Origin of the sequence: Roseobacter sp. SK209-2-6 (assembly GCF_000169455.1) — a bacterium.
Taxonomy (GTDB): domain Bacteria; phylum Pseudomonadota; class Alphaproteobacteria; order Rhodobacterales; family Rhodobacteraceae; genus Pseudophaeobacter.
This window is the reverse complement of the sequence record NZ_AAYC01000004.1, coordinates 13,596-33,560: the sequence shown is the minus strand read 5'-3', so window position 1 is coordinate 33,560 and position 19,965 is coordinate 13,596. Positions and strand designations below refer to the sequence as shown.

18 protein-coding genes and 1 tRNA gene are annotated in these 19,965 nt (G+C 58.5%); 8 read left to right on the top strand and 11 right to left on the bottom strand.

The genetic code is table 11. The features are described 5' to 3' along the window. The 6 genes from lptA to RSK20926_RS07540 form a co-directional block, all read right to left on the bottom strand. Entirely contained in the window at positions 1-465 is a 465-nt protein-coding gene (lptA, locus tag RSK20926_RS07565; protein WP_008205564.1) for a lipopolysaccharide transport periplasmic protein LptA, read from the bottom strand. A gap of 42 nt (positions 466-507) precedes the next feature. After that, complete coding sequence (gene lptC, locus RSK20926_RS07560) at positions 508-1,104, bottom strand: LPS export ABC transporter periplasmic protein LptC (RefSeq protein ID WP_037254316.1); 597 nt, start codon at positions 1,102-1,104, stop codon at positions 508-510. Between the two features lie 18 nt (positions 1,105-1,122). Beyond that, a complete protein-coding gene (locus RSK20926_RS07555) occupies positions 1,123-2,091 on the bottom strand; it encodes a KpsF/GutQ family sugar-phosphate isomerase (protein ID WP_008205562.1) in 969 nt (322 codons plus the stop codon). Beyond that, the gene (locus tag RSK20926_RS07550) at positions 2,088-2,702 is read right to left on the bottom strand and encodes a ribonuclease D (RefSeq protein WP_008205560.1); all 615 of its coding nucleotides are present in this window, start codon (positions 2,700-2,702) and stop codon (positions 2,088-2,090) included. The genes RSK20926_RS07555 and RSK20926_RS07550 overlap by 4 nt, the downstream gene beginning before the upstream one ends. 326 nt (positions 2,703-3,028) lie before the next feature. Then, positions 3,029-3,115: transfer RNA gene (locus RSK20926_RS07545), tRNA-Leu, on the bottom strand. Between the two features lie 134 nt (positions 3,116-3,249). Next, positions 3,250-3,609, bottom strand: a complete 360-nt coding sequence (locus RSK20926_RS07540) for a globin domain-containing protein (protein WP_008205556.1) — start codon at positions 3,607-3,609, stop codon at positions 3,250-3,252. Between the two features lie 312 nt (positions 3,610-3,921). On the opposite strand from RSK20926_RS07540, the gene RSK20926_RS07535 reads away from it, so the two are divergent. Further along, a complete protein-coding gene (locus RSK20926_RS07535) occupies positions 3,922-4,911 on the top strand; it encodes a complex I NDUFA9 subunit family protein (protein WP_008205554.1) in 990 nt (329 codons plus the stop codon). 91 nt (positions 4,912-5,002) lie between these two features. On the opposite strand, the gene RSK20926_RS07530 is transcribed toward RSK20926_RS07535, so the two are convergent. Then, a complete protein-coding gene (locus tag RSK20926_RS07530; RefSeq protein ID WP_008205551.1) occupies positions 5,003-5,809 on the bottom strand; it encodes an undecaprenyl-diphosphate phosphatase in 807 nt (268 codons plus the stop codon). A gap of 240 nt (positions 5,810-6,049) precedes the next feature. Here RSK20926_RS07530 and RSK20926_RS07525 point away from each other — a divergent pair, with 240 nt between their 5' ends. The 7 genes from RSK20926_RS07525 to RSK20926_RS07495 all read left to right on the top strand — a co-directional run bounded on the left by RSK20926_RS07525 (position 6,050) and on the right by RSK20926_RS07495 (position 17,396). Next, on the top strand, positions 6,050-7,489 hold the full coding sequence (locus RSK20926_RS07525) for an NAD(P)-dependent oxidoreductase (RefSeq protein ID WP_037254312.1): 1,440 nt from the start codon (positions 6,050-6,052) through the stop codon (positions 7,487-7,489). A gap of 132 nt (positions 7,490-7,621) precedes the next feature. Continuing rightward, complete coding sequence (locus RSK20926_RS07520; protein WP_008205547.1) at positions 7,622-8,059, top strand: GFA family protein; 438 nt, start codon at positions 7,622-7,624, stop codon at positions 8,057-8,059. Further along, positions 8,056-12,588 carry a glutamate synthase large subunit gene (gene gltB, locus RSK20926_RS07515; RefSeq protein ID WP_008205546.1) on the top strand — a complete coding sequence of 1,511 codons (4,533 nt, stop codon included), beginning with the start codon at positions 8,056-8,058 and terminating at the stop codon, positions 12,586-12,588. Before RSK20926_RS07520 ends, gltB begins: the two co-directional genes overlap by 4 nt. 175 nt (positions 12,589-12,763) lie before the next feature. Continuing rightward, positions 12,764-13,501: a monofunctional biosynthetic peptidoglycan transglycosylase gene (mtgA, locus tag RSK20926_RS07510; protein ID WP_008205544.1), complete on the top strand. Its 738-nt coding sequence runs from the start codon at positions 12,764-12,766 to the stop codon at positions 13,499-13,501. Positions 13,502-13,566: 65 nt separating this feature from the next. Further along, positions 13,567-14,232 (top strand): FtsZ-binding protein FzlA, encoded by a 666-nt coding sequence (gene fzlA, locus RSK20926_RS07505; protein ID WP_008205543.1) that lies wholly within the window; start codon positions 13,567-13,569, stop codon positions 14,230-14,232. Between the two features lie 42 nt (positions 14,233-14,274). Further along, entirely contained in the window at positions 14,275-15,321 is a 1,047-nt protein-coding gene (gene queG, locus RSK20926_RS07500; RefSeq protein WP_008205542.1) for a tRNA epoxyqueuosine(34) reductase QueG, read from the top strand. A gap of 68 nt (positions 15,322-15,389) precedes the next feature. Further along, positions 15,390-17,396 (top strand): hydantoinase/oxoprolinase N-terminal domain-containing protein, encoded by a 2,007-nt coding sequence (locus RSK20926_RS07495; RefSeq protein WP_008205541.1) that lies wholly within the window; start codon positions 15,390-15,392, stop codon positions 17,394-17,396. Between the two features lie 79 nt (positions 17,397-17,475). Here the strand turns inward: RSK20926_RS07495 and msrA are convergent, their stop codons facing one another. The 4 genes from msrA to RSK20926_RS07475 form a co-directional block, all read right to left on the bottom strand. Then, a complete protein-coding gene (msrA, locus tag RSK20926_RS07490) occupies positions 17,476-17,991 on the bottom strand; it encodes a peptide-methionine (S)-S-oxide reductase MsrA (protein WP_008205540.1) in 516 nt (171 codons plus the stop codon). Next, complete coding sequence (gene msrB, locus RSK20926_RS07485) at positions 17,988-18,437, bottom strand: peptide-methionine (R)-S-oxide reductase MsrB (protein ID WP_037254408.1); 450 nt, start codon at positions 18,435-18,437, stop codon at positions 17,988-17,990. The genes msrA and msrB overlap by 4 nt, the downstream gene beginning before the upstream one ends. 118 nt (positions 18,438-18,555) lie before the next feature. Beyond that, positions 18,556-19,455 (bottom strand): DMT family transporter, encoded by a 900-nt coding sequence (locus RSK20926_RS07480; RefSeq protein WP_037254309.1) that lies wholly within the window; start codon positions 19,453-19,455, stop codon positions 18,556-18,558. 203 nt (positions 19,456-19,658) lie between these two features. Continuing rightward, positions 19,659-19,952 (bottom strand): HU family DNA-binding protein, encoded by a 294-nt coding sequence (locus tag RSK20926_RS07475; RefSeq protein ID WP_008205536.1) that lies wholly within the window; start codon positions 19,950-19,952, stop codon positions 19,659-19,661. Positions 19,953-19,965: the final 13 nt, after the last annotated feature.

Here is a 19,965-nt window from a genome sequence, read left to right as displayed (position 1 = left end):
TTAGTTCGAACTGGGGGCGAGGATGGTTTTGACGCGCCCGGCCATTTTCGCGGTACCAGTTGTCAAATTGACTTCCAGCCGTTGCGAGGTAAGCGTGCCAGCGCCTTGATTCAAGAGGACATTCCCAGTCAGTACAATTGTGCCGCTATCGATGGAGTAGTCGGCTTTCTGCGCTTCGGCCGCATCTGGCCCGCTGACCAGCAGAACATTGCCAGTTGCTTCCAGTCGCTCAATGCCACGCTTGCCGCTCTCATCGGTTTTGTAGATGACCAAGACCTTGTCTGCAGATAGGCGCATGACTCCTTGAACGATGACAACATTTCCGTTGAATTCAGCAGATCCATTGGCCTGATTGACGGCCAAAGCGTCAGAGGTCACTTCAACAGGTTGGGAGGGGTCAGCTTTGACTGAACCAAATGCAACCGAAGCATTCTGGGCCCAGGCAGAGGCGGTCAGCCAAAACATGGCGAGCAAGCAGGACGTCAGGATGCGCAGATAGGTCAAGGCTCAATCTTTCGGGTTTTGGGGATCGTATACCAGCTTAACGTGGTTGGTGAAGAGAAGAGTTAACGGTCCGCCTTCGGTTTCGGCCGAAATCTCCATGCGACCAGCCGTCAATTCGCCCAAGGGGCCCGTTGCGTTGATCGTGCCGGGGCTTTCACCCTGTAGTGTACTGAGGTTGGTTTTCAGGGCTTCGGTCCGTACCAGAAGGCCGTCCGCCGTGGTGATTTCGACATTGCCAATGAAACGCGCGAGATTCTGGTCGGGATGTACCGTTCCCCGATCAGAAATTAGGGCAAGCCTGCCACCTGCCGCCATCCTGATCTCTGCCCGCAGGTCCGTTGCCAGCAGGGGCACCTCAGCATCTGCACGCGCCACTGTCGCTGTAACCGAGATCTCATCCCCATGGGCAGTGGTCCCTGAAAAGAAGGGACCCGTAACCTGCTGTCCCCGCATGCGTTCTTCGATTTCCTGGGCCGCAAATGGGATGACCGCATCGGTCTCGGCGCCGCGTGAAATCAGGAAGACAGTCGACAAAAGCGCAAGGGCTGCCAGTGGCAGCAGCACCTTGAGCAAATTGACCATGCGCGAGTAACTATCCATCGAATGCCCTGTCCGGCCCTAACCCAGACCTGCCCGCAGGCAGTCGTGGATATGAAGTAAGCCTTTGACCTTATCGTTGTCTTCAGGGTCAGTCACAAAGAGGCAAGTGATCTTGCGTTGGTTCATGATAGCCAGGGCCTCTTCGGCCAGCGCGGTAGGGGCAATCGTGGTTGGCGCGGCGGTCATCACTGCTGAGGCGTCATTCTGGAGCAGGCCTTCCATGTGACGGCGAAGGTCCCCATCGGTTATGATCCCCAAAAGGAGCTTGTTCTCGTCGATGACACCTGCAACGCCAAAGCCTTTTTGGCTGATTTCAATCAGGGTCTCGGACATCGCGGTTGCGCTTGTGACCAGAGGTAAAGCCTCCCCGCTGTGCATGAGGTCACTGACCTTGCTCAGCTGGGCACCTAGCTTGCCGCCAGGATGGAAATCTCTGAAATTCTCGGGGCGGAAGTCCCGGTGCTTCATGATTGCGATGGCAAGTGCATCCCCCATGGCCAGAGTCAATGTGGTGGAGATGGAAGGCACGATACCATAGCCGCAGGCTTCACCCATGGCGGGGATCTGCAGATGCACATCCGCCTGGGTCATTAGGGTGCTCTGCGGCTTGCTGGAAAGCCCGATGAGAGGGATGCCAAATCGGCGGGTAAAGGCCAGCAGGTTGGCCAGCTCCGGCGCTTCGCCCGAGTTGGAGATGGCCAGAACCACATCCCCTTTGGAGAGCATGCCCAGATCACCGTGACTGGCCTCCGCGGGGTGCACAAAATGTGCTGGCGTGCCGGTGCTGGCCAGAGTGGCTGCGATCTTATGGCCGATATGGCCGGATTTACCGATGCCACTGACGATTACACGTCCGGTGGCCGAAAGGATCAGGCGCGCAGCCTCTGCAAAGCGCTCGTCAAAGCTCTCGGCCAGCGCTTCCAGAGCGTGGGCTTCATCGGAGGCGACCTGTCGGGCGGTAGCGAGGAATTGTTCGTTTTCGGTCATGAGTGCGCAAAGATATCTGTTTCGGGCCAGCCTGCCAGATCCAGTTTGGCACGCATCGGTAGGAAGTCAAAGCAGGCTTGGGCCATCTCGGTCCGGCCTTCCCGCTCAAGGCGCTTGTTCAGTGCCTTGCGTAGCTTATGCAGGTGCAGGACGTCCGAGGCAGCATAGTCCAGCTGGGCATCGGTCAGGATTTCGGCGCCCCAATCGCTCATCTGTTGCTGCTTGGAGATGTCGATTCCCAAAAGTTCCTGCGTCAGGTTTTTGAGCCCATGGCGATCCGTATAGGTGCGCACCAGACGGCTGGCGATTTTGGTGCAATAGACCGGAGCACTGAGAGCGCCAAAGGCGTTGTACATCGCTGCAATGTCGAAACGGCCAAAGTGGAACAGTTTGAGTGTTTCTGGGTCTTCCAGCAGGCGACACAGGTTGGGCGCCTCGCTCTGGCCCTTCGCCACCTGAATGATATGGGCATTCCCATCGCCGTCAGACATTTGGATAACGCAAAGCCTGTCGCGATGCGGGTTCAGGCCCATTGTCTCGCAATCGATGGCCACAACAGGGCCAAGCTTCAGGTCATCGGGCAGGTCATTCTGGTAGAGATGATTGGCCAAAACGGCTTTCCTTTGTTTGTTCGGGGCCCTGACCGGGCGGGACGTGTCGCTGAGCAGCGCAGTGATGCTGTGGGTTTTCGAATAGGCGCAAAGCCCCGCGAACTCAACTCTTCTGCGTGGGCGACGGTGCTGAGGTGGCAAAGATGGCGGAAAGCGGCGCAAAAAAACTGCCTGGAAGCGATTTCGATAGGTTAGCTTTGTTTAACGCAGGGTGGCGCAGGGGAGGAGGAGTTCCCGGTTTGGGCGCCAGGCAATGGGAAAGCTCTTTCGAAACGCAGGAAATGTCCGCGTGTCGATATTTTTCGTGAATTTGTTGTCGGAGAGAATGGTGCCCAGGAGAGGACTCGAACCTCCACGTCCATACGGACACTAGCACCTGAAGCTAGCGCGTCTACCAATTCCGCCACCTGGGCAGGTGTCGTGAGGGGGCGTATAAGCCGGTGTTGCGGAGGCGTCAAACGGAAAATTATCGGTTTTCGCAATTTCCCGTGGTCAAGAGCTAAAGGGAGCAAATGAAGGAGGGGAGTTGGGAGAAATCACTGCCTTGCTAATGGGGCGAAATCGAGAAATTCATCTTGTCCGCGACATGAGTGAGGAAGCTTTGCCAGGCCTGCTCACATTCGTTGTTCCATTCTGGGCCAAGTGCGGTCGCCAGTGTTTCTATGAAGCTGGTTACGAAGCCTTCGAAATGAAGATCGGAGACCTCCATATTCTGGTGTTTTTCACCCAAGGCTGAAAGCAGCTTATCCAGGCGGGCGGAGCCTTCAACCGATTCTGCCAAATGGGTGAAGGAGGCCAGCATCTTTTCTTCAAGGGCAAGCATGTCATCCGGGAAGAGTGCCCTGGCGCTGGGGCAGATGGAGAAAAACGTCTGATAAAAGGTTGGAACGAAACTGCTGATATCCATCCGCTCGCTCTCAAACCCTTGTTTGACCAGGTTTCTATGGTGGCTGCTGAACAATAATACTCTCTCTTACTGGAACGCGGCCTGTAACACGGGGCGGCCTTTACTGGATAAAACAGCTGCAACGCCTCCACGCTGTTGTATCTAAAAGATGAGGTTAAAGGGTGGAATAAGCAAAATGCAAACCAATCGTGACGCAATTAGCAACAGGTAGAGATTTTGCACCCATAGTCGCGGGGAATGCTGGATTTGCGCCTTGTTTGAGCGGCGCGAGGACGGTAGATCACTGACATAGCTATTTTCAGGAGCCAAAAGATGTCCAAACTGGTCACGATCTATGGCGGGTCTGGTTTTGTCGGCCGCTACATTGCGCGCCGTATGGCAAAAGAGGGTTGGCGCGTTCGCGTTGCGGTGCGTCGCCCCAATGAGGCCATGCATGTAAAACCCTATGGGGTGCCGGGCCAGGTAGAGCCGGTGCTGTGTAATATCCGCAATGATGCATCAGTCGCCGCAGCAATGCAGGGCGCGGATGCAGTGGTGAACTGCGTTGGTATCTTGAATGAACTGGGCAAGAATACCTTCACTTCTGTTCAGGTGGATGGCGCTGCGCGTGTCGCGCGGATTGCTCACAAGCAGGGCGTCGACAATCTGGTCCATATTTCTGCGCTTGGCGCGGATGCAGAGGGTGCCAGCGAATATGCGCGTTCCAAAGCGCTGGGGGAGGAAGCTGTCCTAGGTTATTTCCCTTCCGCGGTCATTCTGCGCCCATCTGTGATTTTTGGCAGCGAAGATGGTTTCTTCAACCGCTTTGCTGGCATGGCGAGCCTGTCGCCGGTTCTGCCGATTGCCAAGGGCGGAACGAAGTTCCAACCGGTTTATGTCGATGATGTTGCCAAGGCTGCTGTCAAAGCGATCCAGGGAGAGGCTGCTTCCGGAATTTATGAGTTGGGCGGGCCTGAAGTGAAGAGCTTCTCGGATCTGCTCAAAGACATGTTGCCGGTTATTCACCGCCGTCGCCTGGTATTGTCGATGCCTGGTTTTGTTGCGCGCCTGGTCGCGCTCGGCTTTGATATTGTGCAATTCGCCAGCTTCCAGCTGGTTGAGAACAAGATCCTGACCCGTGACCAGCTGAAAAGTCTGGGACGTGACAACGTGGTCGCTGACGGGGCAAAGGGTTTTGCGGATCTGGGCATCGAACCCGAGATGTTGGGACCGATCTTGCCCAGCTACCTGTGGAAGTATCGTCCCTCTGGTCAATATGATGAGATGACGGCTTCGGCGCAGAACTTAAAAGGCGGCGCCTAAGAGATTTCTATTCGGCTGATAATCGAAGAATAGGATGGGCGCGGATCGGATCCGCGCCTTTCTTTTTTGACTTCTTTTTTAATGGCAGTGGTCAGTTGCTGTAGGCGACGCTCAGCAAAATGACCCCAAGAATGACCCGGTAGATCACATAAGGCGTGAAGCTGACCGAGCGCAGCAAGCGCATCATCAGGCTAAGCGCGGCAAGGGCAGAGAGCATGGCCAGTACGGCTGCAATACCTGCATCGCGGAGTATTGCTATATCGGCTTCCATGGCTGCCTCGGTGCCAAGTAGCACGCCAGACGCAATGATAGTGGGAATGGACATCAACATGGCGATGCGGGCGCCATCTTCGCGTTTGTACCCAAGTTGACGAGCGCCGGTGATGGTGATGCCAGAACGCGAAGTGCCCGGGATCAGTGCCAGCATCTGCCAAAACCCCATGATCAGGGCGTCCTTTACGCCCCAGTCACCCGCGGATTTGGTCTCGGCTCCAAACCGGTCCGCTATATAGAGAACGATCCCAAAGCCCAGCATTGTCCAGCCAATAACCGCCATGGAGCGCATGGCGTCACTCAGGCCGGTGAAATGAAGGAATGCGCCAAAAAGAACCGTGGGAATTGTTGCGATGATCAGCCCAAGCGCCAGTTTGGCCCCTTCGGTGTCGGTGCGACCGCAGGCAAGGCAGGGTAGACCGAGTAGACCGGTTTTCACGTCTCTCCAGAAGTAGATCACCACAGCAGCAAGAGTGCCGACATGAACGGCCACATCTATCATCTGCCCCTGGTCCTCAAAGTTGGTGAGTGAGGGGAGGAGAATCAGATGGCCTGAAGAGGAAATGGGCAGAAATTCTGTGATCCCCTGAATAAGGGCGACAAGAATCAATTGCAGCAGTGGCATGATGGCTGGTCCAAAAAGGGGTCGCTGGGGCGCGTCAAATGGTCGTGCCTTTGTATAAGTTATGAGACAAATTAGGAAAGATCCTATTTGAGTCCGATCCGGACCTAAAATCTCTGTACATTCCTGGTTAAAACAGTATCACGGAGAAGCGCCTTTCATTAATGGTAAGGCTTGTTGACCTAAATACTCACCGTGCTTCGATCCAGCCCTTCGCAGCCAGCCAAAACAGGGAGTCCGCCCGTGGCCAAGCAACCGATGCTCAAATTCGTGAAAATCGACCGCGATATGCCGGAAAAGCGGCAGGCTGAAAGCCGCCGGGAAGACTTTGATGAGATTTATGCCGAGTTCGCCGCTGCAAAGGCTGAAGAGCAAGCCAGCCGCTGCAGCCAGTGTGGTGTGCCCTATTGCCAGTCCCATTGCCCGCTGCACAACAATATCCCCGATTGGCTGCACCTGACCGCCACAGGTCGATTGGAAGAGGCCTATGCCACAAGCCAGGCCACCAATACCTTCCCGGAGATCTGCGGCCGCATCTGCCCGCAGGACCGCCTCTGTGAGGGCAACTGCGTGATCGAACAGTCCGGCCATGGCACCGTGACCATCGGCGCGGTTGAGAAATACATCACCGACACCGCCTGGGAGAAGGGCTGGGTCAAGCCGAACGCTCCATTGCAGGAGCGCAGCGAAAGCGTTGGCATCATCGGCGCGGGCCCCGGCGGTCTGGCAGCGGCCGACCGGCTGCGCAAAGCTGGCCTGCAGGTCACCGTCTATGACCGCTCCGACCGGGCCGGCGGGTTGCTGATGTACGGCATCCCGGGCTTCAAGCTGGAAAAAGACGTGGTCGAACGCCGCAACAAGCTCCTGGCCGATGGCGGCGTCACCTTCGAGCTGAACTGCGCTGTGGGCGAAGATATTACCTTCGAAGCTCTCCGCGAGAAGCACGATGCGGTGATCATCGCCACCGGTGTTTATAAATCCCGTGATCTGGAGATGCCCGGCAGCGGAGCCGCAGGCATCGAAAAGGCCATCGATTTCCTGACCGTCTCCAACAAAAAGAGCTTTGGCGATGATGTGGCAGAGTTCACCTCTGGCCAGATGAATGCCAATGGTAAGCGCGTTGTTGTGATCGGCGGCGGTGATACTGCGATGGACTGCGTGCGCACCTCGATCCGTCAGGGCGCCACCTCTGTGAAATGCCTCTACCGCCGCGACCGCGCCAATATGCCGGGCTCGCAGCGCGAAACCCAGAACGCCGAGGAAGAAGGCGTGATCTTTGAATGGCTCTCCGCCCCCAAAGGCTTCACCGAAAAGGACGGCAAGGTCGCGGGCGTCATGGTGCAAAAAATGCGCCTGGGCCAGCCCGATGCTTCCGGCCGTCAGGCACCGGAAGTCATCGAAGGTGCGGATTACGTGGAAGAGGCCGATCTGGTGATCAAGGCGCTGGGCTTTGAGCCAGAAGATCTGCCCACGCTCTGGGGTCAACCAGAGCTGCCGGTAACCCGCTGGGGCACCGTTAAGGCAGAGTTCCGCACCGGCGCGACTGAAATGGATGGCGTTTATGCGGTGGGTGACATCGTGCGCGGCGCTTCGCTGGTGGTCTGGGCCATCAAGGACGGCCGCGATTGCGCCGATGCGATCCTGGAGAACTTCAACAGCAAGGCCGCCCTGGCCGCGGAGTAACACCTCAGATCAGGGCGGCACCCTCCGTACACAGGCTGTGCCCCCCCGTGCACCCCTGGAGCGGCGGCGGGACCAGCGGAAGATGCAGCAAAAGTCAGCAGTGCTGACGCAGCCAGCAGAAGGACATGGCAGATGAGCGAGCTGAAGGGACAATGCATGTGCGGTGCCGTGACGGTCGCCATGACCCCGGCGAAATCCAGCCTGGGCGCCTGTCACTGCGACATGTGCCGCCGCTGGACCAGCTCTGCGCTGATGACCATCCCGGCGGCCCCCGGCCATGCGGCTCTTGGTCCGGTCAAGACCTTTGCCTCTTCGGATTGGGCGGAACGCGCCTTTTGCGGCGAATGCGGATCGGCACTTTGGTACAAGGTGACCGCGCCCGGAAAAATGCATGGCGAGCTGCAGATGGCAGCTGGCCTCTTTGACAACGCAGGCGGCGGCACGCTCAGCCTGGAACTCTTTATCGATAAAAAGCCAGAGGGCTACGCCTTTGCCAGTTCGCAGCGTCAGATGACCGAAGCGGAAGTTTTTGAGGCCTTTGCCCCCTCGGAAGAAGGAGACAACCAATGACCAAATATGATGCCGATTGGGTGCGCGCCGAAGAAGCCAAGCGCAAGTGGATGGCCGAGAACGGTCTCTATTCCGAAGCAGAGGAGCATTCCTCCTGCGGGGTAGGCCTGGTGGTTTCGGTTGACGGCAAGAAAAGCCGCAAGGTGGTTGAGGCCGGCATCGACGCGCTGAAAGCAATCTGGCACCGTGGCGCTGTGGATGCTGACGGCAAGACCGGTGACGGCGCAGGTATCCATGTGCAGATCCCGGTGCCTTTCTTCTATGACCAGATCCGCCGTACCGGGCATGAGCCCCGCGAAGACCAGTTGATGGCCGTAGGTCAGGTCTTCCTGCCGCGTACCGATTTTGGTGCTCAGGAAGCCTGCCGAACCATTGTCGAAACCGAAGTTCTGAAGATGGGCTATTACATCTACGGTTGGCGCCATGTGCCAGTGGATGTGACCTGCCTGGGCGAAAAGGCCAATGCCACCCGCCCCGAGATCGAGCAGATCCTGATCTCGAATGCCAAGGGCGTTGATGAGGAAACCTTTGAGCGCGAGCTCTATGTGATCCGCCGCCGGATCGAGAAAGCCGCGGGTGCCGCCGGCATCTCCGATCTCTATCTGGCCTCGCTCTCCTGCCGCTCGATCATCTACAAGGGCATGATGCTGGCCGAACAGGTTGCGGTTTTCTACCCTGATCTGATGGACGCGCGCTTTGAGAGTGCCTTTGCGATTTATCACCAGCGCTATTCCACCAACACTTTCCCGCAGTGGTGGCTGGCACAGCCCTTCCGAATGTTGGCCCACAATGGTGAGATCAACACCCTGAAGGGCAACCTCAACTGGATGAAGAGCCATGAGATCCGCATGGCATCGGGCACCTTTGGCGACTACGCTGAAGACATCAAACCCATCGTGCCGGGCGGGGCTTCCGACTCTGCCGCATTGGATGGCGTCTTTGAGGTTCTGGTGCGCGCGGGCCGCTCTGCGCCGATGGCCAAGACCATGCTGGTGCCGGAAAGCTGGTCCAAACAGGCGGTTGAGCTGCCGCAGGCCTGGCGCGACATGTATTCCTACTGCAACTCGGTGATGGAGCCCTGGGACGGTCCTGCCGCCCTGGCGATGACCGACGGCCGCTGGGTCTGCGCCGGCCTCGACCGTAATGGTCTGCGCCCGATGCGTTACGTTGTCACCGGCGACGGTCTGGTGATTGCGGGCTCCGAGGCGGGCATGGTGCCGATCGACGAGGCCTCTGTGGTCAAAAAGGGCGCGCTTGGACCCGGCCAGATGCTGGCGGTCGATATGAAGAAGGGCAAGCTCTACAACGACACCCAGATCAAGGACAAACTGGCCGCAGCCCTGCCCTTTGGCGACTGGGTCGGTAAGATCACCGATCTGGATGAGACCCTGGCCACAGCAAATGAAGAGCCGCTCTTCACCGGCGAGGAGCTGCGCCGCCGCCAGGTGGCTGCGGGTTATACCATCGAGGATCTGGAGCAGATCCTGTCTCCGATGGCAGAGGACGGCAAGGAAAGCCTGGCCTCGATGGGGGATGACACCCCCTCGGCGGTTCTGTCCAAGATGTATCGCCCGCTAAGCCACTTCTTCCGGCAGAACTTCAGCCAGGTGACCAACCCGCCGATTGACTCGCTTCGCGAATTCCGGGTGATGTCGCTGAAGACCCGGTTTGGCAACCTCAAGAACGTGCTGGATGAGGACAGTAGCCAGACCGAGATCGTGGTGCTGGAAAGCCCCTTTGTGGGCAACAGCCAATGGGCTAAGCTGGTGGAGCAGTTCAATGCGCCGCTGGCAGAGATCGACTGCAGCTTTGACCCGGCCTCCGAATCGCTGAGCCAGGCCTTGGCCCGGGTCCGCGCCGAGGCCGAAGAGGCCGTGCGCTCCGGTGCCGGCCATCTGGTGCTGACCGATCAATTCTCCAGCGCCGAGAAGGTCGCGATGCCGATGATCCTGGCGACCAGTGCGGTGCATTCGCATCTGACCCGCAAGGGGCTGCGGACTTTCTGTTCACTCAATGTGCGCTCTGCCGAATGCTTGGATCCGCATTACTTTGCGGTGCTGATCGGTTGTGGCGCTACCGTGGTGAACGCCTATCTGGCCGAGGATTCTCTGGCCGACCGCATCGCGCGCGGCTTGCTGGACGGCAGTCTGACAGAAAACGTGGCCCGCTACCGTGAAGCGATCGATCAGGGTCTGCTGAAGATTATGGCAAAGATGGGCATCTCGGTGGTCTCTTCCTATCGCGGCGGCTTGAACTTTGAGGCCGTGGGCCTCAGCCGTGCCATGTGTGCCGAGTATTTCCCCGGCATGACCAGCCGCATCTCCGGCATTGGTGTCACCGGCATTCAGTCCAAGGCGGTGGAGATCCACGCCAAGGGCTGGAAATCGGCAGAAAACATCCTGCCCATCGGCGGCTTCTACAAGGCGCGCAAATCCGGCGAGACCCACGCCTGGGAAGCCACCTCGATGCATATGATGCAGATGGCCTGCAACCGCGCCTCTTATGAGATGTGGAAGCAGTATTCTGCCAAAATGCAGTCGAACCCGCCGATCCATCTGCGCGACCTTCTGGACATCAAACCCCTGGGCAAAGCGGTGCCGATCGAAGAGGTCGAGAGCATCACCTCGATCCGCAAGCGCTTTGTCACCCCTGGCATGTCGCTGGGCGCGCTGAGCCCCGAGGCGCACAAGACCCTGAACGTGGCGATGAACCGCATCGGCGCCAAATCCGACTCGGGTGAGGGCGGCGAAGATCCGGCGCATTTCGTGCCGGAGCCCAATGGCGACAACCCATCCGCCAAGATCAAGCAGGTGGCGTCGGGCCGCTTTGGTGTCACCGCCGAATACCTGAACCAGTGCGAAGAGCTGGAAATCAAAGTGGCGCAGGGTGCCAAGCCCGGTGAGGGCGGCCAGCTGCCGGGCATGAAGGTCACCGACCTTATCGCCCGTCTGCGCCACTCCACCAAGGGCGTGACCCTGATCTCGCCGCCGCCGCACCACGATATCTACTCGATCGAGGATCTGGCGCAGCTGATCTATGACCTGAAGCAGATCAACCCGCGCTGCAAGGTGACGGTGAAACTGGTAGCCTCTTCCGGGGTGGGCACCATTGCTGCCGGTGTGGCCAAGGCTAAGGCCGACGTGATCCTGGTGTCCGGTCACAATGGCGGCACCGGTGCCTCTCCTGCGACCTCAATCAAATACGCGGGCCTGCCCTGGGAAATGGGCCTCACCGAGGCGCATCAGGTGTTGGCAATGAACAACCTGCGTGACCGCGTCACCCTGCGCACCGACGGGGGCTTGCGCACCGGCCGCGATATCGTCATGGCGGCGATGCTGGGTGCTGAGGAATACGGCATCGGCACTGCTGCGCTGATCGCTATGGGTTGCATCATGGTGCGCCAGTGCCAGTCCAACACCTGCCCGGTGGGCGTTTGTACTCAGGACGAAGCCCTGCGTGGCAAGTTCACCGGCAATGCGGACAAGGTTGTGAACCTCATTACTTTCTATGCGCAGGAAGTGCGGGAGATCCTCGCCTCCATCGGTGCACGCAGTTTGGATGAGGTGATTGGCCGAGCGGATCTTCTCGCGCAGGTCTCGCGCGGATCTGCGCATCTGGATGACCTCGACCTGAATCCGCTGCTGATCACCGTCGATGGCTCTGCCAATATTGTCTATAACCGCGACAAGGACCGTAACGCGGTGCCGGATACGCTGGATGCGGAAATCGTGCGCGATGCCGCCCGCTTCCTACAGGATGGTGAGAAAATGCAGCTGTCTTACGCGGTGCAGAACACCCACCGGACCGTGGGCACCCGCACCTCTAGCCACATCGTGCAGAACTTTGGCATGCGAAATGCTTTCCAGGCAGACCACCTGACGGTAAAGCTGCAGGGCTCTGCCGGCCAGTCGCTAGGTGCCTTCGCCGCACCGGGCCTGAAGCTGGAAGTTTCAGGTGATGCCAATGACTATGTCGGCAAAGGCCTCAGCGGTGGCACCATCGTGGTGCGCCCGGCACAGATCAGCCCGCTGACCGCCTCCGAGAACACCATCATCGGCAATACCGTTCTCTACGGCGCCACCGATGGCTATCTCTTTGCGGCCGGCCGCGCCGGTGAGCGCTTTGCGGTCCGCAACTCCGGTGCCAAGGTGGTGATCGAAGGCTGCGGTGCCTGCGGCTGCGAATATATGACCGGCGGCATTGCGGTGATCCTCGGCTCCATCGGCGCCAACTTTGGCGCGGGCATGACCGGGGGCATGGCCTATCTCTATGATCCGGAAGGTAAGGCGGAGACGCTGATGAACATGGAGAGCCTGGTCACCAATTCCGTGGAAGTGGCGCATTGGGAAGAAGAGCTGAAAGGCTTGATCACCCGCCACCTGGAGGAAACCGGTAGCCGTAAGGCCGCGGAAATCCTTCAGCACTGGGATCTGGAGAAAGGCAACTTCCTGCAAGTCTGCCCCAAGGAGATGCTGAATAAGCTGCCACAGCCATTGAGCTTGGAGCAACCCGCAGTCCCGGCTGAGTAGATCCTCTGCAAGATCTTCAAACGCCAAACCCCGCAGGTTCAGGCCTGCGGGGTTTTTCTATGTTTAATAGTCCAGCGCGGTTTTGCTTGCCCGGCCTGTGGCATTGTCACGCCGTTACCAGCAGATAAGCACGAGACCCTTTGTGAAATGAAATTCCTGCGCCTATAGAAAGATCATGGCAAAGGCATCAAAGAAAACAAAAAAGAAGGGCTTGAAGCCCTGGCTCAAAGAGCAGCTGCTCCGACCATTGCTTTGGCTTCGTCGCTGGGCCTTTCGCGCCCTTTTGGGATTTTCGGTTTTGATGTTGTTTCTGGTCTTGCTGTTTTCGGTCGTGAACCCACCCACAACTCATACGATCTGGAGCGAGAGCCGCCGTTTAGGCGAGGTGGATCGGATGTGGGTACCGTTAGAGGAGATGTCCCCGGTGCTTGCGCGCTCTGTTGTAGCAGCGGAGGACGCGCGTTTCTGCCTGCACTGGGGCATAGATGTCCGCGCGATTCGGGCTGCGATCGCGGATGGTGGCCATCGTGGCGCTTCGACGATTTCCCAGCAGGTGGTCAAGAATGTCTTTCTCTGGCAGGGCCGCAGCTGGGGCCGCAAGGCCCTGGAAACCCTATTGACCCCCTTGGTTGAGGCGATCTGGAGCAAACGTCGTATCCTGGAGGTCTATCTCAATGTGGCCGAACTGGACGAGGGGGTCTTTGGCGCAGAGGCAGCCGCGCGCCACTATTTTGGCATCGGCCCGGATGAGTTGAGTGCCCGTCAAGCGGCCTTGCTCGCCGCGGTCCTGCCCAATCCCAAGGCGCGCTCAGCCTCGCGCCCCAGTAAATCGCTGAGCCGCCGGGCGGCGCAGATCATGGATGGTGCGGCTACCATCCGCGCAGATGGACGTTCCACCTGTTTCGAGGATTGAAGTTTTCCTCTCAGCAGGGCATCTCTGGATTGAGACCCTCTAAATGTCCGGAGACCGCACAGGCCATGGCACGCCTCTATCATGTTCCGCTTTCCCCATTTTGCCGGAAGGTCCGCCTGTCACTGGCGGAAAAGAAGATTGAAGTTGAACTGGTGGAAGAACGCTACTGGGAGCAGGATACCGATTTTCTGCGTCGCAACCCGGCTGGCAAGGTGCCAGTGGTCCGCCTGGACGGCAAAATGATGTCAGAGAGTGCTGCGATCTGTGAATATCTGGAAGAGACGCGCCCGAACCCACCGCTGATGCCCAGCGATCAGGATGGTCGCTATGAGGTGCGCCGCCTCGTTAGCTGGTTTGACGACAAGTTCCACCATGAGGTCACCTCCAAGCTGCTCTATGAGCGGGTCAATAAAAAGGTAACCGGGGAGGGTTACCCCGACAGCCGCAATGTCAAAGCCGGGGCCAAGGCGATCAAATACCATCTGGACTATATGGCCTGGCTTTTGGAGCACCGACGCTGGCTGGCCGGGGACGCCATGACCCTAGCAGATTTTGCCGCTGCGGCGCATCTGTCCTCGCTGGATTATATCTCGGATGTGGACTGGAACCGCTCGGCTGTGGTCAAGGACTGGTACGCCAAGATCAAGTCACGTCCCGCTTTTCGTTCGATCCTAGCGGACCAGATCTCGGGTTTCCGCCCGCCGCCACATTACACCGATCTGGATTTCTAACGACGCCGCTGGGGCGTTCAGGCACCGGGATATGGCACCAGAATGACACGCGAACTCAAAGACAGGCTGGTTACACAGGCCTTGGAAGAGGGCTTTGTCTCTTGCCGTATCTGTCGACCCTGGGATGTGCCTCAGGTGCCGGATCGCTTGCAGCAGTTCCTTGACGCCGGGCTGCACGGGCAGATGGGCTGGATGGCCGACCGCAGTCACTGGCGTGGTGACCCAAGTGTCCTTTGGCCCGAAGCGCGTTCGGTGATCATGTTGGCGGAGAGTTACACTCCGGATGCGGATCCTATGGAGGTCGTAGGCTGCCCGGACCGTGGCGCGGTCTCGGTCTATGCCCGAAACAAGGACTACCATGATCTGGTCAAGAAGCGCCTCAAGCGACTGGCGCGCTGGCTGATTGATCAAGCCAAAAAGCAGGGCGAAGAGGCCCAGGTGAAGGTCTTTGTCGATACGGCACCGGTTCCGGAAAAGCCACTGGGGATGGCGGCGGGTCTGGGGTGGCAGGGTAAGCACACCAATCTTGTCAGCCGCGATTGGGGTAATTGGGCCTTTTTAGGCTCTATTTTCACAACTTTGGATCTGCCTGCAGACAGTGCAGAGCCGGATCGCTGTGGATCCTGTTCCTCCTGTCTGAGCGCTTGCCCAACAGAGGCCTTCCTTGCGCCTTATCAGTTGGATGCGCGGCGCTGCATCTCTTATCTGACGATTGAGCACAAAGGCCCCATCGATGAAGAGCTGCGCAGCAAACTGGGGAACCGGATCTATGGCTGCGATGATTGCCTAGCGGCCTGTCCTTGGAACAAATTCGCGGTCGCAGCAAGCGACATGCGCTATGCCGCGCGGGACGAATTGCAAGCACCCAGACTGGCGGAACTGGCGCAGCTGGATGACGCTGCTTTTCGGGCCTTTTTCTCGGGCTCACCGATAAAACGTATTGGACGGGATCGCTTTGTCCGCAATGTTCTTTATGCAATCGGCAATTCCAATCTGCCGGAACTGCGCAGTATCGCGCAGGACCTAATCGATGACCCTGATCCAACGGTCGCGGATGCTGCGCTTTGGGCGGTTCAACAGCTTTCATGACGCAAACAGGATGGACGTGTCTCAAATAGGCGTTAGACCGGTCCGGCGAATGGATCGGAGGATAACCCATGGCCTTGCTGCTGGGCGTTGATACAGGTGGAACCTATACGGATGCGGTGCTGATCCGTGATGAGAAAGAGGTGATTGCTTCGGCCAAATCGCTGACCACACGCGCAGACCTTGCCATCGGCGTTGGTGGGGCAATCCGGGCGGTGCTGGATCAATCTGGCTGTGCGGCGGCTGAGGTCTCCATGGCGGCGCTTTCCACGACTTTGGCAACCAATGCATTGGTTGAGGGGCAGGGAGGCCGTGTCGCCCTGATTTATATCGGGTTTGCACCCGAAGATCTGGACCGTCATGGGCTGAAAGACGCCCTGAAGGGGGATCCTGCTCTGGTATTGGCGGGGGGGCATAATCACGCTGGTGGTGAGGCAACCCCACTAGACACAGAGGCCCTAAGAGCTTTTTTAGAGACTGAAGCGGCAGGTGTGTCAGGCTTCGCCGTGGCTTCACTCTTTGCCACTCGTAACCCGGCTCATGAGCAGGAGGCGGCACGGATCATCACCGAAATGACCCAGGCACCGGTCACTTGTTCGCATCAGCTTTCGGCCAAACTGAATGGCCCCAAACGGGCGGTGACTGCGGTGCTGAATGCGCGCCTCATCGGGATGATCGATCGGTTGATTGGGCGGGCGCAGGATACGCTGGTGGAGCTGGGCATTACCGCTCCGATGATGGTTGTTCGGGGTGATGGCGCCTTGATGTCCGCGGAACAGGCGCGAGAACGCCCGATTGAAACCATCCTGTCTGGTCCTGCAGCCTCAATCGTTGGCGCGCGCTGGATGACTGGGGCGGAGAACGCGCTGGTCAGTGATATTGGTGGCACCACTACTGACGTTGCCCTGATCAAAGACGGAAAGCCCGCGATTGATCCCGCAGGCGCCCGTGTGGGTGAATTCCGTACCATGGTAGAAGCTGTCGCCATGCGCACCACCGGCCTGGGCGGTGACAGTCAGGTGCATATCCAAAGCAGTGGATTGCAGGGGGGGCTCTCCCTGGGCCCGCGCCGGGTGGTGCCGGTCTCCTTGATTGCTTCGGAAGCGCCGGAGGTGGTTCATGCGGCACTGGACAAGGCACTGAATGCCCCGGTGGTGGGGGAGCACGACGGGAAATTCGTGCGTGCCATGGTTGGTATGCCAGCGGTGGGCCTGGGAGAACGGGAACATATGCTTCTGGGGCGTATCGGCACCGAAGTACACCCGCTAGGAAGCATTCTGCGCACCCGAATGGAACATGGAGCGTTGAGCCGACTTGTGGATCGCGGGCTGGTGCAGGTTTCCGGTGTGACCCCATCGGATGCAAGCCATGTTTTAGGCCGTGTGGAGGCCTGGGACAAAGAGGCCGCTGAAAAGGCTCTTACCCTCTTTGCTCGTCGCCGGGTTGGCAGTGGCGATACCCTGGCTAAGGATCCTTATGTTCTGGCTCAGATGATCGTGGATCAGCTGACAGAGCAAACGACTTTGACGCTTCTGGAATCTGCCTTTGCGGAAGAGGCAGACGATTTCGGGCTGCCTCCTGCGGAACTGGCTCGCCATGTTCTAACCCTGCGAGGTTTGAATGGGCATCGAGGGATCCTGGCAATCGATACTGCAATGAGTATCGATGTGGTTGGACTGGGGGCCTCTGCCTCGAGCTATTATCCCGCAGTTGGCGAACGCTTGAAATGCCGGATGCTGCTGCCGCAACATGCAGGTGTCGCCAATGCGATCGGTGCTGTTGTGGGGCGCGTCACCATGCGTAAAAGTGGTAGCGTGACTTCCCCCGCGGAAGGGAAGTTCCGTGTCTATCTGGAGGCCGGGCCAGAGGATTTCAGCAGTTCCGAAGAGGCGTTGTCGATGCTTGAAACTGCGCTGGAGGCCGAAGCGCGCCGGGAAGCAGAGGCTGCAGGTGCTGAGGATATTCACATTCACGTGGAGCGTGACATTCGCACCGCCGAAGTCGAAGCGCGTGAGGTCTTTGTCGAGGCAACCCTGACTGTAGAAGCCAGTGGTCGCCCGCGTGTGGCTGAAGACTAGGCTCCCAAACGAGAAGCCCGGCCAACGGGGCCGGGCTGATCTGTTGAAGTCGCGAGCGAAAATCAGGCTCTAATACAGGCTATTCAGCCGCTTTGTCGCGTTTTGGTAGAACCCAGTCCGGACGGGCAAAATGGCAGGTATAGCCATTGGGCAGGCGCTCCAGATAGTCCTGATGCTCTGGTTCCGCTTCCCAGAAATCACCCACGGGCGCAAGCTCTGACACCACCGTCCCGGGCCAGAGACCGGATGCATTGACGTCAGCGATGGTATCTTCGGCTACAGCCTTCTGATCCGCATCTACATAATAGATCGCCGAACGGTAGCTGGTGCCGATGTCATTGCCCTGGCGGTTTGGTGTGGTGGGGTCGTGAATCTGGAAAAAGAACTCCAGCAGTTCGCGAAAAGAAGTTTGGGTGGGATCATAGATGATCTCGATCCCCTCTGCATGACTGCCGTGGTTCTTATAGGTCGCATTGGCGACATCACCACCGGTATAGCCAACGCGAGTTTCCAGCACGCCTTTGCGCTTGCGGATCAGATCTTGCATGCCCCAAAAGCAGCCGCCTGCAAGAACCGCGCGTTCCCTGTTGCTCATGATCTGTCCTCCACTTGATCGATATAGGCGCCATAGCCTTCTGCCTCCATCTCCGCCAGAGGGACGAAGCGCAGCGAGGCTGAATTGATGCAATAGCGGAGCCCGCCCCGATCCCGCGGCCCGTCCGGAAAGACATGTCCAAGGTGACTGTCACCGTGAGTGGAGCGTACTTCTGTGCGGATCATACCCAATGCCCGGTCTTCCAGCTCACTCACATGAGCGGGTTCAATCGGTTTGGTGAAACTGGGCCAGCCGCAGCCAGATTCATATTTGTCCGATGAGGCAAACAAAGGTTCGCCGGAGACGATATCCACATAGATCCCTGCCTCCTTGTTGTAGAGTAGCTTGCCGGTGCCCGGCCGTTCGGTACCTGAGTTCTGGGTGACGTGGAACTCTTCCTTGGACAGGGTAGCGATGGCCTTTGGGTCTTTGAAGTATGTTGTCATTCTGGCCTCCGTCTTTGGCATCTCTTTGGTGATGCCTTTGTTTCTTGCGCCCAAGATGGGTGTTCTAACAGGAATATCAAAGAAGATTTCAATCTCCTCGCGCGCCTGTGTAGGTCTGTCAGTTCTTGACCGATAGCGAATCCGAATTGGTGCGGGCCGGCTGGCGCGAGAGCTGAACCGCCAAAATGCCCAGGGTGACGATGGCAACGCCGATCAGGTCCAGCATGCCAAGACGCTCCCCCAGCAGCATACTGGCGACGGCGACGCCGAATACGGGGTTGAGGAAGTGGAATGTAGCGGCGCGGATAGCGCCGATCCGATTCAGGAGAAGCACCCAGATGAAAGTCGCCATCAACCCAGGCACAATGGTGGTATAGGCGAAGGCAAGGCCAAGCCGCAGGGTCGGATTGACAAAGATCTCTTCACTCAAGGGGGCCGCGGCAAAGAGGATGGCAGAGCCAATCAGCATTTGCAGGCCCACCACCATCATGAAGTTCCCCCCGGAGGTGGCCCCGCGCAGCGCCAATGTCGCGATGGTCAGGGCCAGAACAGCAATGACACATAGGAAGACGCCGAACAAATCCACCCCGGCGCCGATTCTTGTTCCCATGATCAGTACAACACCTGCGAGCCCTGCCAGCAGACCCAAGAGGCCGAGGGGGCGGATACGTTCTCCGAAAATCATCCAGGTGGCCAGCGCAGCCAAGAGCGGCATGGTGGAGGCAATGATGGCGGCCAGAGAAGCCTCGATCCATTGCATGGCAACAAAGTTGAGGCCGAGGTACAGCGCGTTCTGGCAGACGCCGAAGATAATGGTGGCCTTCCACTGGCCGCGGGTGAGGCGCCAGCTTTGACCGAGCCAGCGGGCAATGGCGACGCCGATCAGTCCGGAAATCAGAAACCGCACCGCCAGAGAAAAAAGCGGCGAGGCATCCATCACAATGATCCGGGCTGAGGTGAAGGCAGAGGACCACATCAGGGCAAAGGCCAGCCCCATGGCAATTGCACGCAGATCCATCCAGCTCTCTCCTCCCGTTTCCCCGTCCGGTGCCCAAGGGCGGGCGGTCAGGCTCTTAACAAAGCAATCCGTTTCCTGAAAATACCGAAAGGTCAAGCCCAGCTGCGGGTGTTGGCCTGGAAAGTGACCGGGGCTGGACAATGGGCAAAGAAAAAGGGCCGCTGAAAGCGACCCTCACTCGTAACCGGTGGTCCTGACCGAAATCAGGCTTCGCCGTTGACGCTGTCCTTCAGAGCCTTGGCAATGGTCATTTTCACAACCTTGTCGGCTTCTTTCATGAACTTCTCGCCGGTGGCGGGGTTGCGCACTTCGCGCTCGGGGCGCTCGCGGCAATAGATCTTGCCAACACCTGGCAGGGTCACAGCACCACCGCCCGATACTTCGCGGGTGATCAGCGCACAAACAGCTTCCAATGCCGCGCCTGCGGTTTTCTTGTCTGCGCCCATTTCCTCAGCCAGAGTCGCTACCAGCTGTGTTTTGGTCATCGGTTTGGACATTCTCAGGTCTCCT